This window comes from Sinomonas susongensis (genome assembly GCF_005877005.1).
Classification (GTDB): Bacteria; Actinomycetota; Actinomycetes; order Actinomycetales; family Micrococcaceae; genus Sinomonas; species Sinomonas susongensis.
In genome coordinates this window covers 96,453-110,085 of record NZ_SSNH01000007.1, presented here as the reverse complement: position 1 = coordinate 110,085, position 13,633 = coordinate 96,453, and the positions used below count along the sequence as shown (strand labels likewise).

The 13,633-nt window shown below is 67.5% G+C and carries 15 protein-coding genes and 1 pseudogene; 7 read left to right on the top strand and 9 right to left on the bottom strand.

Annotated features, from left to right (window positions below; all coding sequences use genetic code 11):
- The first annotated feature begins 79 nt into the window (after positions 1–79).
- Entirely contained in the window at positions 80–1,462 is a 1,383-nt protein-coding gene (locus E6A21_RS11015; RefSeq protein WP_138444198.1) for a M20/M25/M40 family metallo-hydrolase, read from the top strand.
- 137 nt (positions 1,463–1,599) lie between these two features.
- Positions 1,600–2,574, top strand: coding sequence for a YihY/virulence factor BrkB family protein (locus E6A21_RS11010; RefSeq protein ID WP_246036393.1), 975 nt, complete (start codon positions 1,600–1,602; stop codon positions 2,572–2,574).
- A gap of 64 nt (positions 2,575–2,638) precedes the next feature.
- Here the strand turns inward: E6A21_RS11010 and E6A21_RS18165 are convergent, their stop codons facing one another.
- The 3 genes and pseudogenes from E6A21_RS18165 to E6A21_RS11000 all read right to left on the bottom strand — a co-directional run bounded on the left by E6A21_RS18165 (position 2,639) and on the right by E6A21_RS11000 (position 4,550).
- Positions 2,639–2,782 carry a hypothetical protein gene (locus E6A21_RS18165; protein ID WP_246036391.1) on the bottom strand — a complete coding sequence of 48 codons (144 nt, stop codon included), beginning with the start codon at positions 2,780–2,782 and terminating at the stop codon, positions 2,639–2,641.
- Positions 2,783–2,840: 58 nt separating this feature from the next.
- A pseudogene (locus E6A21_RS18420) lies at positions 2,841–3,398 on the bottom strand (alpha/beta fold hydrolase); the annotation flags it as partial.
- 198 nt (positions 3,399–3,596) lie between these two features.
- Positions 3,597–4,550, bottom strand: coding sequence for a beta-ketoacyl-ACP synthase III (locus E6A21_RS11000; RefSeq protein ID WP_138444196.1), 954 nt, complete (start codon positions 4,548–4,550; stop codon positions 3,597–3,599).
- A gap of 97 nt (positions 4,551–4,647) precedes the next feature.
- Here E6A21_RS11000 and E6A21_RS17900 point away from each other — a divergent pair, with 97 nt between their 5' ends.
- Positions 4,648–4,812: a hypothetical protein gene (locus tag E6A21_RS17900; protein WP_171041368.1), complete on the top strand. Its 165-nt coding sequence runs from the start codon at positions 4,648–4,650 to the stop codon at positions 4,810–4,812.
- A 97-nt stretch (positions 4,813–4,909) separates the two neighbouring features.
- Positions 4,910–5,557: a TetR/AcrR family transcriptional regulator gene (locus E6A21_RS10995; protein WP_246036389.1), complete on the top strand. Its 648-nt coding sequence runs from the start codon at positions 4,910–4,912 to the stop codon at positions 5,555–5,557.
- 27 nt (positions 5,558–5,584) lie between these two features.
- On the opposite strand, the gene E6A21_RS10990 is transcribed toward E6A21_RS10995, so the two are convergent.
- Together E6A21_RS10990 and E6A21_RS10985 are read right to left on the bottom strand one after the other, a co-directional pair.
- On the bottom strand, positions 5,585–6,157 hold the full coding sequence (locus tag E6A21_RS10990; RefSeq protein ID WP_138444195.1) for a dihydrofolate reductase family protein: 573 nt from the start codon (positions 6,155–6,157) through the stop codon (positions 5,585–5,587).
- 87 nt (positions 6,158–6,244) lie between these two features.
- Positions 6,245–8,221 (bottom strand): APC family permease, encoded by a 1,977-nt coding sequence (locus E6A21_RS10985; protein WP_138444194.1) that lies wholly within the window; start codon positions 8,219–8,221, stop codon positions 6,245–6,247.
- Between the two features lie 393 nt (positions 8,222–8,614).
- On the opposite strand from E6A21_RS10985, the gene E6A21_RS10980 reads away from it, so the two are divergent.
- Genes E6A21_RS10980 through E6A21_RS17895 form a run of 3 tightly spaced genes read left to right on the top strand, consistent with a single transcriptional unit; the run spans position 8,615 to position 9,200 of the window.
- Positions 8,615–8,713 (top strand): potassium-transporting ATPase subunit F, encoded by a 99-nt coding sequence (locus E6A21_RS10980; protein ID WP_138444193.1) that lies wholly within the window; start codon positions 8,615–8,617, stop codon positions 8,711–8,713.
- A gap of 3 nt (positions 8,714–8,716) precedes the next feature.
- Positions 8,717–8,983 (top strand): potassium-transporting ATPase subunit KdpA, encoded by a 267-nt coding sequence (locus E6A21_RS10975; protein WP_138444192.1) that lies wholly within the window; start codon positions 8,717–8,719, stop codon positions 8,981–8,983.
- Positions 8,904–9,200, top strand: coding sequence for a hypothetical protein (locus E6A21_RS17895; protein WP_171041367.1), 297 nt, complete (start codon positions 8,904–8,906; stop codon positions 9,198–9,200). Before E6A21_RS10975 ends, E6A21_RS17895 begins: the two co-directional genes overlap by 80 nt.
- Positions 9,201–9,240: 40 nt before the next feature.
- Here E6A21_RS17895 and E6A21_RS10970 read toward each other — a convergent pair whose 3' ends face one another.
- The 4 genes from E6A21_RS10970 to E6A21_RS10955 all read right to left on the bottom strand — a co-directional run bounded on the left by E6A21_RS10970 (position 9,241) and on the right by E6A21_RS10955 (position 13,612).
- Entirely contained in the window at positions 9,241–10,122 is an 882-nt protein-coding gene (locus E6A21_RS10970) for an aldo/keto reductase (RefSeq protein ID WP_138444191.1), read from the bottom strand.
- Between the two features lie 133 nt (positions 10,123–10,255).
- Positions 10,256–11,716 carry a purine-cytosine permease family protein gene (locus tag E6A21_RS10965; protein ID WP_138444190.1) on the bottom strand — a complete coding sequence of 487 codons (1,461 nt, stop codon included), beginning with the start codon at positions 11,714–11,716 and terminating at the stop codon, positions 10,256–10,258.
- 172 nt (positions 11,717–11,888) lie between these two features.
- The gene (locus E6A21_RS10960; RefSeq protein ID WP_212745930.1) at positions 11,889–13,196 is read right to left on the bottom strand and encodes an RNA polymerase sigma factor; all 1,308 of its coding nucleotides are present in this window, start codon (positions 13,194–13,196) and stop codon (positions 11,889–11,891) included.
- A complete protein-coding gene (locus E6A21_RS10955) occupies positions 13,193–13,612 on the bottom strand; it encodes a YciI family protein (RefSeq protein ID WP_138444188.1) in 420 nt (139 codons plus the stop codon). Before E6A21_RS10955 ends, E6A21_RS10960 begins: the two co-directional genes overlap by 4 nt.
- Between the last annotated feature and the right edge of the window lie 21 nt (positions 13,613–13,633).

Sequence of the window (13,633 nt, the reverse complement as noted above, 5' to 3'; positions counted from 1 at the left end):
GGACTTACCCAACAAATCGAAGGTGAACCAACGCCCGCGATATCCGGCGCCACCGAGCGGCGCCGCTAGGCTGAAGCGCATGGCCCCTCCAACCGTGCCCGTGCAGCTGCTCCGCGAGCAGGTCGACGCCGACTACGCGCGCACCGTCGACGAGCTGAAGGCCATGGTCGCCGTCCCGGGAATTGCCTGGCCTGAGTTCGATCCAGCCGACCTTGCAAGGAGTGCCGGCCTCGTCGCCGCCCTCGCCGAGTCGGCCGGCTTCCCACACGTCCAGATCCTCAGTTCCGAGGGACCGGACGGCGCGCCCGGGGCCCCCGCCGTCGTCGCCCGTTCGCTCCCCAAGCCGGGGCGGCCGACCGTCCTGCTGTACGCCCACCACGACGTGCAGCCTCCCGGCGACCCTGCGCTCTGGACTTCGGGCCCCTTCGCTCCCGAAGTACGGGACGGCCGACTGTGGGGCCGCGGCGCTGCGGACGACAAGTCCGGCGTCGCCACGCACCTCGCAGCGTTCCGCAGCCTGAAGGAAGTGCTCGGCGACGATCTCGGGCTCGGGCTCACTCTCTTCGTCGAGGGCGAGGAGGAGTCGGGGTCGGTGTCCCTCGAGAGCTTTCTCGCGCAGCATGGGGAGCTCCTGGAGAGCGACGTGGTGGTCGTTGCCGATTCGGGGGTGTGGAGGGTCGGCGTGCCCGCCCTGACGACCAGCCTCCGCGGACTCGTGGACGGAACGATCGAACTCCGCGCCCTCAGCCACGGCCTGCACTCGGGAACCTACGGGGGGCCTGTCCTCGACGCCGTCACGCTGTTGGCCAGGCTGCTGGCGACGATGCACGACGCGACGGGGGCCGTCGCCGTCGAAGGCCTCGTCGAGGCGGACGGCTCGGACTGGGATGTCGACGAAGCGGCGTTCCGCTCGGATGCCGCCGTGCCCCCGGGAGTCCGCCTTGCCGGAACGGGGACGATCACGTCGAGGCTGTGGACCAAACCTGCCCTTGCCATCGTCGGCCTGGACGCACCCGCCGTGGCCACCGCGTCCAACACCCTCGTCCCCAGGGCGACGGCGAAGTTCAGCCTCAGGATCGCACCCGGAGACCATCCTGAGAACGCCATGGACGCGATCCGACGCCACGTTGCAGCGCACGCCCCCGCCGGCGCCGAGGTGACGGTCCGGCCTGGACGCGCAAGCCTGCCCTTCGCGGCCGACCTCTCCTCGCCCGCCGTCGGCGACGCGCTCTGGTCCATGGAGGAGGCGTGGCAGGTCCCTCCCGTCCAGACCGGTGTCGGCGGCTCGATCCCGATCGTCTCGGCCCTGGCCAGGCGCTTCCCCGCAGCGCAGATCCTGGTAACCGGCGCGGAAGACCCGGATTCGCGGGCCCATGGCGAAGACGAATCGGTCCATCTCGGCGAGCTGCGCCACTCGATCCTCGCCGAGACACTGCTCCTGGCCAGGCTCAACGCGCGGTAGCTGCCGCGCGCATGCGGCAGGATGATCGGAAAAGAAGCTACCGCGGCCGACGGCGGCCGGATCGGTTGCGCGGGGAGGGAGGCTGGACCGTGGGCTCAGTCGGGCGATTCGACGCCCTGCAGCAGAGGCATCCGTGGGTGGGATATCCCCTGGCTGTCCTCTACAAGTACTTCGACGATCAGGGACCTTTCCTCGCCGCGCTGATCACGTATTACGGGTTCGTATCGCTGTTCCCGCTGCTCCTGCTGCTGTCGACGCTCCTGGGCTTCGTGCTGGCCGGCGACCCGCAGCTCCGGACCCAGGTGATGGCGTCGGCGCTCGCCGAGTTCCCCGTCATCGGCTCCCAGCTGTCCGAGCCGAGGGGGCTCGGGGGCGGGACCGGTGGCATCGTCATCGGCATCCTTGGCGCCCTCTACGGTGGGATCGGTGTAGCCCAGGCGATCCAGCACGCGATGAACACTGCCTGGTCGATTCCGCGCAACAGCCGGCCGGACGCGGTCAAGTCGCGCGTGCGCAGCCTGCTCCTGCTCGGCACCGTAGGCCTGGCCCTGATCGGCACCACCGTCCTCTCGGCCTTCGGAGGCTACGCCGACGCGCTCGGCCTAGCGGGCCGAGTGCTCTTCCTCGCGCTGTCCGTTGCCGTGAACGCGGGGGCGTTCATCCTCGCCTTCCGCATCGGCACGGTAAGGCCGCTCACCGTGAGACAGGTCCTCCCAGGGGCCGTCGGGGCTGCGGTGGCGTGGCAGCTTCTGCAGTCCGTGGGGCCCATCTATGTCGCCCAAGTCGTCAGGCGGGCCAGCGCCATGAACGGCGTGTTCGCCGTCGTCCTCGGACTGCTCGCGTTCCTGTACGTCGCGGCGGTCGCGATCGTGCTGTGCGTCGAGGCGAACGTCGTCCGGGTCGACAGGCTCCATCCGCGCGCCCTCCTCACGCCGTTCACCGACCAGGTGGACCTCACGGCCGGCGACCGCAAGTCCTACGCACGGCAGGCCAAGGCCCAGCGGTTGAAGGGCTTCGAGCGGATCGACGTGACCTTCGATGAACGACGTCAAGGCAGCTCGGACTCCGACGGGAGCGATCACGAAGGACCGCAGCCCAGCGAGACGCCGTGACGGCTCCCCCCGGTAGCTCGCGGGCGAGGCGGGTGCGGGACCGTTGGCGTCTTGGAGGTCAGTGTCAGGGGATGCGGTGCTGAAGCCAGCTGATGACGTCGGCGGTGACCTCGTCGCGGTTCGTCTCGTTGAGCAGCTCGTGCCGCGCCTCGGGATAGATGTGGACCTCGACGTCCTTGACGCCGGCAGCCTGATACCTGTCGGCCACTTTGCGGACCCAGACCCCATCTGCTCCGCCAACAGGGGTCGGCTTGCCCGGAGATGAACAGGACGGGAACGTCCTTTCGCAACATGGCGAGCCTTGATGGATCCGCGGCCGCGCTTCCCGAGCTGTAGAAGGCGAGGGAGGAAGCCTCCGTGAGATCGAAGCCGCACAGGGGATCGTCGACGTAGGCCTGCACCTCGTCGTCGTCCCTACTGAGCCATTCGAATCCGGTCCGGTGCTCGAAGGCCGAATTGAACGACTGCAGCCCTCCCGATTCGCCCCCGGAAGACGCAGCTGCGAGTTCGTCCAGTGCCGAGGTGCCCGAGAGAATGACGCCGTCATAGAGGTCCGGGTGGCTCAGAAGCACCTGTTGGGCGGCCATGGAGCCCATCGAGTGAGCCAGAAGGAACACCGGGGCACCCTCCCTGCCGCGGATCCAAGAACCGAGCTGGGCGAGATCCTCCAGGAGGCCGTCCCAGCCGACCTCGCCGAAGTCTCCCAGCGGCAGGGAGGACGAGATGGACTCGCCGTGGCCACGATGGTCGGAGGCATAGACGGTGAAACCCTCCAGGGAGAGGGCAACAGCCAGCCGCGCATAGCGTTCCTTGTGCTCGGCCATGCCGTGGCTGATCTGCACCGCCCCGACCTTGGGTCCGAGCGCTTGCCACCGCAGGACCGACAGGCCGAGCCCGTCCGCGTCGGAGCGCACAACGAGATGTTCAGGTGTTGGCATCCCCGGCCCTTTCCCTCATGGTTCTTTCCATCCGCCATCATTGCACCGGACGAGGGCCGGTTCTCCGAAGACCACGCGGAATCTCTAGCTGGGCAGTGTCACGACCTGGCCTGCGTACGTGAAACCGCCCCCGAAGCCGAAGAGGAATGCCCGGCCCCCACGCGGCAGTTCGCCTCGGTGCCACGCCTTCGACAGGCCGAGCGGAACGCTGGCCGCCGAGGTGTTGCCTGACTCTTCGATGTCTCGGATCAGCACCTGCTCATCGGTGACCCCGAGCGCGCGGGCGAGGGGCTCGAGCAGCCGCAGGTTAGCCTGGTGGAAGGCGAATACGTCGATGTCCGCCGGGCTGAGCCCGGCCCGGTCCAGGACCCGCTTCGCCTGGTCCGCCGCCTCGGTCAGGACCCAGCGCATGACGCTGCGGCCGTCCTGCGAGAAGAGCTGGGTCTCCTTGTCGATCACCACGGCCTCGAGCATCCCCGGGACGGAGCCCCAGACCACGGGAGAGATCGTCGGCTGCGGCGAGGGGCCCAAGACCACGGCACCGGCGCCGTCCGCCGTCAGCACGCACGTCCGACGATCCGTCCAATCGGTCACCCCGGAGAGCTTCTCGGCGCCGATCACGAGCGCGTGCTCCGCGGTCCCGGCGCTGATGGCCTGATCGGCGATCGCGAGGGCGTACTCGAATCCCGAGCAGGCCGTATTGATGTCGAGCACGGCGGGCCCGTCAAGGCCGAGCTCGGCACTCACGCGCGCCGCGGAGTTCGGGCTTCGATCCATCAGGGTGGTGCTGGCCACGACCACGAGCGAAACGTCGTCGATCCCCGCATCGTCGAGGGCCATCCGGGCCGCGGCCGAGGCCATGTCGACGACGGTCTCCGACTCGGAGGCGATGCGCCGCTCGCGGATCCCGGTGCGAGTGCGGATCCACTCGTCATTCGTCTCGACCTTCCGCGCCAGGTCGTCGTTCGTGACAATGTTTTCGGGCTGATAGTGTCCAAGGCCGATGAGGGCCGATCCCCGCAGTGAACGCTGATCCATGGTGACCATCGTATTGACCCGCGGCAACCTTTGCCCGACGGACTCCCCTGCCCTCCCCGACCTACCTCAGTCCCGGGGCCGAGCGTACCCTCGGAGTATGGATCCCGAGATGACGTGCGTGTGCGGGCGACCGATGCAGATCGTGGCGGTTCATCAGTTCGCTGGGCTCAAGGGACCGAAGAAGCTTCTCGTCTACTCGTGCGGCCAGAGTCCGATCGACGACGGCGGCGACCACCTGCAGATCCGCGAGGTCCCGGCCTAGCCTGCGAGACCCGCTTGATCCACGCGTCCCCGCTTTAAACCGTCCGCGAATCGGGCCCACCCCTCTGGATCCCGCGGGAGCGAGTAGGGTTCGGGGGGTGGGTATCGGAGAGAAGGCCGTTCAGGCCGAGCACCGCGCGGGCAATGCGCGGGAGAGGATCCTCGCCGCTGCCTACGAGCTGTTCGCGCGCCGCGGGATACGTGACGTCGGAGTGGACGAGCTGATCCTGGCCTCGGGGGCGGCCAAGGCGACGTTCTACAAGCACTTCCGCTCCAAGGACCAGGTCGTCCTGGCGTACCTCGAGCAGTGGTACCGAGAGCGCCACGCCGCCATCGAGGAAGCGGTCGCCCGCCACGGCGGCCGCAACGGAGCAGCGGTGCTCACCATCTTCGACGTCTTCGACGACTGGTTCCGCCAGGGCTTGGTCCAGGTCAGCACGTTCCTGCACGTGATGATGGAGATGGGTCCCGCCCACCCCCTCGGCCAGGCCAGCATCCACTACCTCGACAGGACACGCGAGCAGATCTCGGGACTCGCAGCTGCCGCCGGCCTTGACGACCCCTCCGGTTTCGCCTGGTCCATCCACATCCTCGTGAAGGGGGCCATCGTCGCCGCGGCCGAAGGTGACGCCCATGCCGCCGAACGCGCCAGGAGCATGGCCGTCCTGCTCATCGAGGACCAGCGGCAGTCGAGCGAAGCACCCGCGAGCAGCATCGCCTGGGTGCCCGCGCCGCCGCCGGTCTGACGCCACGCACGCTCGTCATCCGTCTCATCAGTCCCCGCGCACGTCGTAGACCATCTCGACCAGCGCGTCGTCGTACGTCGTCGACTCCCGCAGGGTGAGCTTGACAGGTTCCCCCGAGCCGAAGCGGCGGCCTTGGGCGATCATGGACGGCGCCACGACGAGTCGCAGCTCCTCGACCTCGCCGAGGTCCAGGAGCTCCCGGACGAGGCTCAGGCTCCCCCAGCACCCTATGTCGCCCTCGGACTCCGCCTTGATGCGCCTGATCGCCTCGCGCGTGTCGCCGGAGAACACCTCGCAGTCACCCATGTCCCCCCACGGCGCCTCTGAATGGGAGTGGGAGAAGACGTAGCGATGCAGCGAATTGAACGCCGGCGCGATCAGCTCCTGGGCCGCTGCCTCCGTCGGCCAGAATGAGCTGAACCCCTCGTAGGTGCGGGCCCCCATGAGCATGCCCGAAAGGCCCTCGATGAGCTCGAGCTGGCGCCGGGCGAATCCTTCGGCCGTCCCCCCGATGAAGGGCTCCATGAAGGACGTCCTGCCCTCCGGGTCCGCCGCGAAGCCGTCCGCACTGATCGTTTCCTGAACTATGAGCCGTCCCATGGGCACAACCGTGGCACGGGGGCCACGCCGCAACAAGGGCTCACACGGGCGTCAGCAGAACGTCAGCGCCAGAAGTCCAGCAGAGGATCAGCCGACGTGGACCCAGGGGCGCTGCGTGACGTCGGGAACTGCCTGCCGGAGGACCTCGCGCGTGACGGGAGCGATTTCGCCCTCCCCGAAGAACATGAAGCGCAGGAGGTTCCGGACCGGATTGCCTTCCGTCCAGCGGAAGTAGATGTGCGGCATGAGGCCCGTGACGTCTCGGATGTGCAGGAGGACGGAGGCAATCGTGTTGGGGACCACCGGTCCGTGGACTTCGAGGACGCGGTATCCGTGTCGCATGACCCCGTGGACCTCGAGTTCGGTCTCGAAGTCCGAGGAGTCGTCCACGATGACCTCTAGGAACAGGACGTTGTCCGTCAGGGGGATGTGGCTGACCTCCCTCGCTGACTCGAGCTTGTCGCGGTACGCCTGGCCCGTGAGCCGCAGCGGCTCGTGGGCGATGATCTGGAGGGGACCCGATTCGGCCTGCGCGATGAATTCGATGGCCGTCTCGTCGAAGTTGATGCTCGTCGCGTGCAGTTCGAAGGACCGCCGGGCACGCGAGATGAACGAGACAACGATGGTGCCGGCGATGAAGATGGCTGCGATCTGGATGCCCTCGGGGCGCTCGATCATGTTGGTCAGCGTCGTGTAGACGAAGACCACAGCCACGATCCCGAAGCCGATCATCGATTTGCGCTGCTGTCGGCGCCGGGCTGAGAGCGTGACGGCGATGGCCGCAGACGTCATGAGGACCAGGACGCCGGTTGCGTAGGCGCCGCCCTGGGCGTCGACGTTGGCCGCGAAGATCAGGGTGATGAAGAACCCGATTGCTGTGAAGACGAGCACGAGCGGCCTGGTTGCCTTCGTCCACTGCGGCGCCATCCCGTAGCGGGGAAGATAGCGGGGCACGAGGTTCAGCAGGCCCGCCATGGCGGAGGCCCCGGCGAACCAGAGGATGGCGATGGTGCTCAGATCGTAGGCGGTTCCGAAGCCGACGCCGAGGTACTCGTGGGCGAGGAGGGCGAGCGCGCGGCCGTCCGCGGCGCCGCCGGGCTGGAACTCCTTCTGGGGGATCAGGACCACTGACGTGAAGCTGCTGGTGACCAGGAAGGTGCTCATGATGAGGGCCGCGGTCGTGAGCAGGCGCTTCGCGCCCCTGATGCGTCCGGCGGGATACTCCTCGGTGTCGTTCGCGTCGCCGCGGATCTGCGGCATCACCGCGACACCTGTCTCGAAGCCGGACATGCCGAGGGCGAGCTTGGGGAAGACGAGGAGGGCGACGCCGATGATGAGGGCCGGATTCCCCTGGGACGTTGTCAGGGCCTGCCACCAGTCGTCCACCTTGAGTGGGTGGGTGACGGCATCCCCCAGGGTGACCACCACGAGGATCGCGTTGAGGCACAGGTAGAAGCCGACAAGGACGACGGCGACACCGATCGCCTCCTTGAACCCGCGCAGGAACACGGCGGCGAGGAGGGCGAGCAGGAAGAGGGTGACGCCGATGTTCTGGCCCTGGAGCCAGCCCGGTATGAGCGGGTTGGCGATCAGGTGTGCAGCGGCGTCGGCGGCCGAGAGGGTCATGGTGATCATGAAGTCGGTGGCGGCGAAGCCGAGGAGCGCAAGCACGAAGAACTTGCCGCCCCAGCGCGGCAGGAGCCGCTCGAGCATCGCGATCGATCCTGAGCCGCTGTGGCTCTCGACCGCAACACGCCGGTAGACGGGCAGGGCGCCGAAGAGCGTCACGACCACGAGCACGAGGGTCGCGAGTGGGGAGACGACACCGGCCGCGACGACTGCGATCGCCGGCGCATATCCGAGCGATGAGAAGTAGTCGACGCCGGTCAGGCACATGACCTGCCACCACGAGTGCTTCTTCTCATGCCCCTGCGGCAGGGCATGCGGCCCTTGGTGGAGGGCCTGGGACTGGTGCAGGTCGTGCAGGAGCCAAGCCCTGAAGGAACCGCCCCTCGTCCTCTTCGCAGATCCCGGCTCTGCCGGCGGTCGGCTCAAAGTGGTCACCGAAGGATCCTTCCGCTCATCTCGTCCGTTCTTCCCGACTGTCGAAGACTACCCGGCCAGCAACGCGAGCAGACGGGCGTTAACGCAACCTTTATCCCCTCCTTGGCGGTCCTCCGTCCATGCCTCGACTCGCCGCCATTCGAGTGCCCCGGATCGCTTCTCCCGGGCCACGGCGCAAAGACGGTGCAAAGAAAAGGCCGGGCGCTGTTAGGAAGCCGTCAATAGCGCAGCTGCGGCGCGGAGGAGGCGTTTCACTCTTTCCACAGGGCCGCACGGTGCGGCCGCGGAAGGGACAGTGGACATGGCCGATGTGGCCGTTGTGGCGATCTTTCTGGTGCTTGCAGGCCTCGTGATGTGGTGCGTCTCAGCGCTTTCGAGGCTGGTGGACGGCAAATGAGCGGTGACGTCATCACGTGGGCGCTGCTGGGCGTCCTCGCCCTGGCGCTGTGCGTCTACCTCGTGGATCAGCTGTTCCGTCCGGGAGGCAAGTAGGACATGCGGTTCAGCATCTTCGCTTTCGTCACCCAAGTGACCGTCCTGGTCGTGGCACTCGCCGCGGTCCACCGGCCCCTGGGCGCCTACCTTGCCAGGGCCGCGGACGACGCCGGCCACCTGCGGTTCGAGCGCTGGATCTACCGAGCCGCCGGGGTCGGGGCAGACAGCACCCAGACCTGGAAGGCCTATGCGCGCAGTGTCGTCGCGTTCGCTCCTCGCGGCCATCTTCGAGGAACTGGAACTGGAGGATCCGAACGACGACCATGATTGGACCATCGACTACGAACAGCACACGTGGCGGTGCACTGGTCTGGCCTCCGTGGGTGCGGAGGTCTCTCAGGCCGAAAGGCCGGTAGTCGTGGTTGATCCCTTCGGGCACTCCTACCGGCCCCGCATTCCCCGGAACCGCCCCCTCGCCCGGCATCTCAAGGGGCGCCCGCTCTACATCGAGATCAAGCGACGACTTCCCGGGCCGCTGACCTGATGCAGCTAGCGCTGATGCAGCTAGCCGCTGCGGAGACCCCTCAGGAGGCGGCCGAGGCGGAGACGGAGTCGAGCCTGCCGAGATCCTCGGGGGTGAGTTCGAGGTCTGGGGCCGTCGCCGAGTCCAGGATCGACTCCGGGCGCGACGCCCCCGGAATGGGGATGACGACGTCGGCCTTGGCCAGTTCCCATGCGAGAGCCACCACTTGCGGGGATACACCGTACTTCTGGGCCACAAGAGCGAACTCGTCGTGGTTGGAACCCAGATCGCGGGCCGACGATATCCCCCCTAGCGGGCTCCACGGGAGGAAGGCAATGCCCATCTCCGCGCAGAGCTCAAGCTCGGGCTCGCTCGACCGGAACTTCGGCGAGAACTGGTTCTGCACCGAAACCAGCCTGCCGCCGAGCACCTCCTGGGCCTCCCTGATCTGCTCGACGTTCGCGTTCGAGATCCCCGCCATGCGGATCACGCCCTCATCCAGGAGCTCGGCGAGAGCACCGATGGAGTCCGCGTAGGGGACCTGCGGGTCCGGCCGATGGTACTGGTAGAGGTCGATTGCCTCGACGCCGAGACGGCGGGCAGAGGCTTTGGCTGCCTTCTTGAGGTATTCGGGATCGCCGTTCTTCGCCCAAGGACCCTCCTCCGGCCGCAGGTGCCCGCCTTTCGTGGCGATGACCACGTGCGACACGTCTCCGCTGTAGGCGCGGACCGCACGGCTGATGAGCTCCTCGTTGTGGCCGACTTCGTCCTGGGCGGCCAAGTGGTAGGCGTCGGCCGTGTCGATCAAGGTCACGCCCGCGTCGAGGGCCGCATGTATCGTCGCGACGGACTGACGCTCGTCGGGACGCCCCTCGATGGACATCGGCATCCCGCCGAGTCCGATGGCGCTGACAGGCACGTTTCCGATGGTGCGTTGCTTCATCTGTCTGCATTCCCCTTCGTGGTCGGTTCTGGAGCGACCTTTCGACCGTATGCCGAGACGAGGGGGCGAGGGAGGCCCTCCGAGTCCACCCAACTATTCGGACCGGTCGCCTGCGGTTCGTGCGGGTTGCCGGCTATTCGGGCAGATTGTGGGTGTGGGCCGCGGCATCCAGGTCCGCGTACTCGGCTTCGCCGAGCCGGGCTTCTTCGGTGGCGTTCACGTTCCGCGTCAGCAGCCAGTACAGGAGCGCTGCGACCGGCAGCCCCACGAAGAGCGAGATGTCCGCGCCGTCCATGGCCTGGGCGATCGGGCCCACGAACAGAGTCCCCGCAGAGAAGAACGGGATCATGACCGCGAAGCCCACCAGGTAGGAGATGATGCCGGCCCATCCCCAACGCCGGTAGATCCCGTTGGGCTTGAAGATCTCTGCGATGGCGTAGTGGCCCTTGCGCACGATGAAGTAGTCGGTGAGGTTCACCGCAGTCCAGGGGATGAAGAAGTACAGGACCAGCAGCAGGAAGTTGTTGAAGTTGGAGAGGAAGTCCGCCGATGCGACGTTCGCCAGGACGGCCGAGATCGCGGCGGTGACGGCGATGGTGACGATCCGCAGGGTCAGTGTCGGCCTGATCTTGCGCAGGCTGTCGATGGACGAGATGAGCGTCAGCGACCCGCCGTACATGTTCAGCGCGGTCACGGACACGAGGCCCAGGGCGGCGACGAAGAGGGCGATCGAGCCGAACCCCGGGAAGAGCTTGTCTGCGGTGGCCTGGATGGACGGGATGGTGTCGAAGTCCTTCCCTGCAGCCGCGGCGATGAAGGCCCCGAGGAACATCACCCAGATCCCGCCGAGCGCACTGCCCCAGAAGGTGTACCGGAACGTCCGGCCAGCGGCGCTGGGCGGGAGGTACCGGGAGTAGTCCGAGACATAGATTGCCCACGAGATCTGGTACCCGGCCGCAACGCCGAGCTGGGCGAGGAACGGCACGATCTGGAAGCCGCCGAGGTCGAACATCCCCGACGGCAGGCCGAGGTGGGTCAGGACGGCGATGCTCAGGAGCGCGAGCATCGCCACGGTCAGGTAGGTCAGGTACCGCTCGAAGCGGTGGATGAGGTCGTACCCGAAGAGGGCGACGGCGACCGCGACGATGGTCACCACCCAGAACCACAGGTTGTCCGACCCCACGTGCACGGATGCCCCGATGGCTTGGCCTGCCAGCACCGTGTTGAAGATGTTGAAGCCGGCGTACTGGAGGTACGCGAACAGCCACACCAGCAGGGCCCCGACGTAGCCGAACTGCGGCCGGGACTGGATCATCTGCGGAAGGCCGAGCTGCGGGCCCTGAGAGGAGTGGGCCGCCATGAACAGGGTCCCGATGAGAACACCCACGACGATCGCGATCATGGACCAGATGAGGTTCCCGCCCGAAGTGATGCTGATCAGCCCCACAGCGAGCGTGGCGATCTGGGCATTGCTCATGAACCACAGCGGACCGATGCTGGTGACCTTCCCGTGCCGCTCGTCCAACGGCACGTAGTCGATCGATCGGACTTCGAGCCCGCGGCTGCCTTGGGCCTGACCGGTGGAGCTGGCCATCTGTTTCTCCCTCTTGAGATCGCTCACGCCGGCGTGGGCCCGGCCCCTGTGACCTGCCTAACACCGACACGACAAACTATCCCTGAAAAGGCTTCGGTCCGTATGTGCAAAGAACCAGATCCCGATTCCGGAAATTGAACAGACGTACAGAAGGGGGAACTCAGCCACAAAGTTAGGCGAGTCCCGCGATCTTGTCCTCGAACACCGACCGTTCGCGGTCATTGCGGCACAGCTGCGCCGCAGTCTCGAACTCAGCCCGCGCCTCGACCGTCCGGCCCAGCCTCGCAAGCAGTTCGCCGCGGACACTCGGGAGCAGATAGGAGCCCGAGAGGCGGCCTTCGGCGACGAGCCGGTCGGCGATGGCGAGAGCGGGGAGCGGACGCTCGGCCATCGCAATTGCGACCGCACGGTTGAGTTCGACGACGGGTGAGGGTGCCACCCGCCCCAGGGCCTCATAGAGGAGCACAATGCGTTCCCAGTCAGTGTCCGCAACGGACGGCGCCGCCGCATGGCAGGCAGCGATCGCCGCCTGCAGGCCGTATGGTCCGAGTCCTCGCCCAACCGCCGCGGCGCGATCCAGCGCTGCCTCACCGCGGCGTATCGCCGATCGGTCCCACAGGCGCCGGTCCTGGTCTTCGAGGAGCACTGCCTTTCCGTCGGGCGCCGTCCTCGCAGGGAAGCGTGCGGCGGTGAGCTCGAACAGCGCGAGGAGGCCGTGGACTTCCGGCGCGTCAGGCAGCATGGCCGCAAGGATTCGGGCCAGGCGCATCGCCTCGTAGGCGAGATCCGGGCGCAGCAGGCTGTCCCCGCTCGTCGCCGTCGACCCCTCGGTGAAGATCACGTACAGCACGCTCAGGACGCCCCCAAGCCGCGCGCCGCGTTCCTCGGCAGGTGGGAGTTCGAACGGCACTCCCGCAGCCGCGATCGTCTTCTTGGCCCGGGTGATCCGCGCCTGGATCGTTGGCACCGGAACAAGGAAGGCTCGGGCGATCTCTTCCGTGGACAGGCCGCCGACCACGCGCAGTGTCAGGGCAACGCGCGCCTCAGGCGAGAGGACGGGATGGCACGCAATGAAGACAAGCGAGAGAACGTCGTCCTCGACCAGGTCCGGATCCCACAGCTCATCCGGGCTCTCCTGCGGCGCGAGGGCTCCCGAACTCGTCTGGCCCTCGGCGAGCGGGCCAGCGAGCGCGGCATACCGCGCGTCGAGCGCGGCGCGACGGCGGAAGGCATCGATGGCGCGCCGTCGCGCCGTCGCAAGAAGCCAGCCAACCGGGTTGGCTGGCTCGCCCTCGCGCAGCCAGCTGACGAGGGCCTCTGCGAGCGCCTCCTGCGCCACGTCCTCGGCCAGTTCGAAGCTGCGGGTGTAGCGGGCGAGGGCACCGACGATCCGCGCTGACTCGATGCGCCACACGGCCTCGACGGCCCGCCGCGCGGCCTCGGCGCGCGGCGGGCTTCCGAGGGGCTCGGCGTTCGTCAGAGCTGACCTGTCCGCTCGCGCCACTGGCGCTCCTTGATGATCCACTGGTTGTCCTGCGGGAACTCGTCGATGCCAGGCACCCGGCGAACCTCGACCTTGCTGCCGGGGATCGCCGGAAGGCGCTTGGCCCACTCGACGGCTTCCTCCTTCGACCCCACGTCCAGCACGTAATAGCCGCCGAACAGTTCCTTCGTCTCGCCGTAGGGGCCGTCGGTGACCACGGGCGTCTCCCCGCTGAAGTCCACCACAACGCCCTGGGCCGGGTCGTCGAGGCCCTCGGCGGCCACGAGCACCCCGGCCCGGATGAGCTCCTCGTTGAAGCGCCCGACCGTCTCCAGCATCTCTTCGAACGGCGTCTGCATCATCTTGGCCATGGACTCGTCGGTGCCCCGCATGATCAGCATGTACTTCGACATCTCTGTCTCTCCTCGATAGAA

Coding starts and splice junctions, on each gene's coding strand:
- E6A21_RS11015 (WP_138444198.1), top strand. CDS start 80: ATGGCCCCTCCAACCGTGCCCGTGCAGCTGCTCCGCGAGCAGGTCGAC.
- E6A21_RS11000 (WP_138444196.1), bottom strand. CDS start 4,550: ATGGATCAGCGTTCACTGCGGGGATCGGCCCTCATCGGCCTTGGACAC.
- E6A21_RS17900 (WP_171041368.1), top strand. CDS start 4,648: ATGGATCCCGAGATGACGTGCGTGTGCGGGCGACCGATGCAGATCGTG.
- E6A21_RS10990 (WP_138444195.1), bottom strand. CDS start 6,157: ATGGGACGGCTCATAGTTCAGGAAACGATCAGTGCGGACGGCTTCGCG.
- E6A21_RS10980 (WP_138444193.1), top strand. CDS start 8,615: ATGAGCGGTGACGTCATCACGTGGGCGCTGCTGGGCGTCCTCGCCCTG.
- E6A21_RS10975 (WP_138444192.1), top strand. CDS start 8,717: ATGCGGTTCAGCATCTTCGCTTTCGTCACCCAAGTGACCGTCCTGGTC.
- E6A21_RS17895 (WP_171041367.1), top strand. CDS start 8,904: ATGCGCGCAGTGTCGTCGCGTTCGCTCCTCGCGGCCATCTTCGAGGAA.
- E6A21_RS10970 (WP_138444191.1), bottom strand. CDS start 10,122: ATGAAGCAACGCACCATCGGAAACGTGCCTGTCAGCGCCATCGGACTC.
- E6A21_RS10965 (WP_138444190.1), bottom strand. CDS start 11,716: ATGGCCAGCTCCACCGGTCAGGCCCAAGGCAGCCGCGGGCTCGAAGTC.
- E6A21_RS10955 (WP_138444188.1), bottom strand. CDS start 13,612: ATGTCGAAGTACATGCTGATCATGCGGGGCACCGACGAGTCCATGGCC.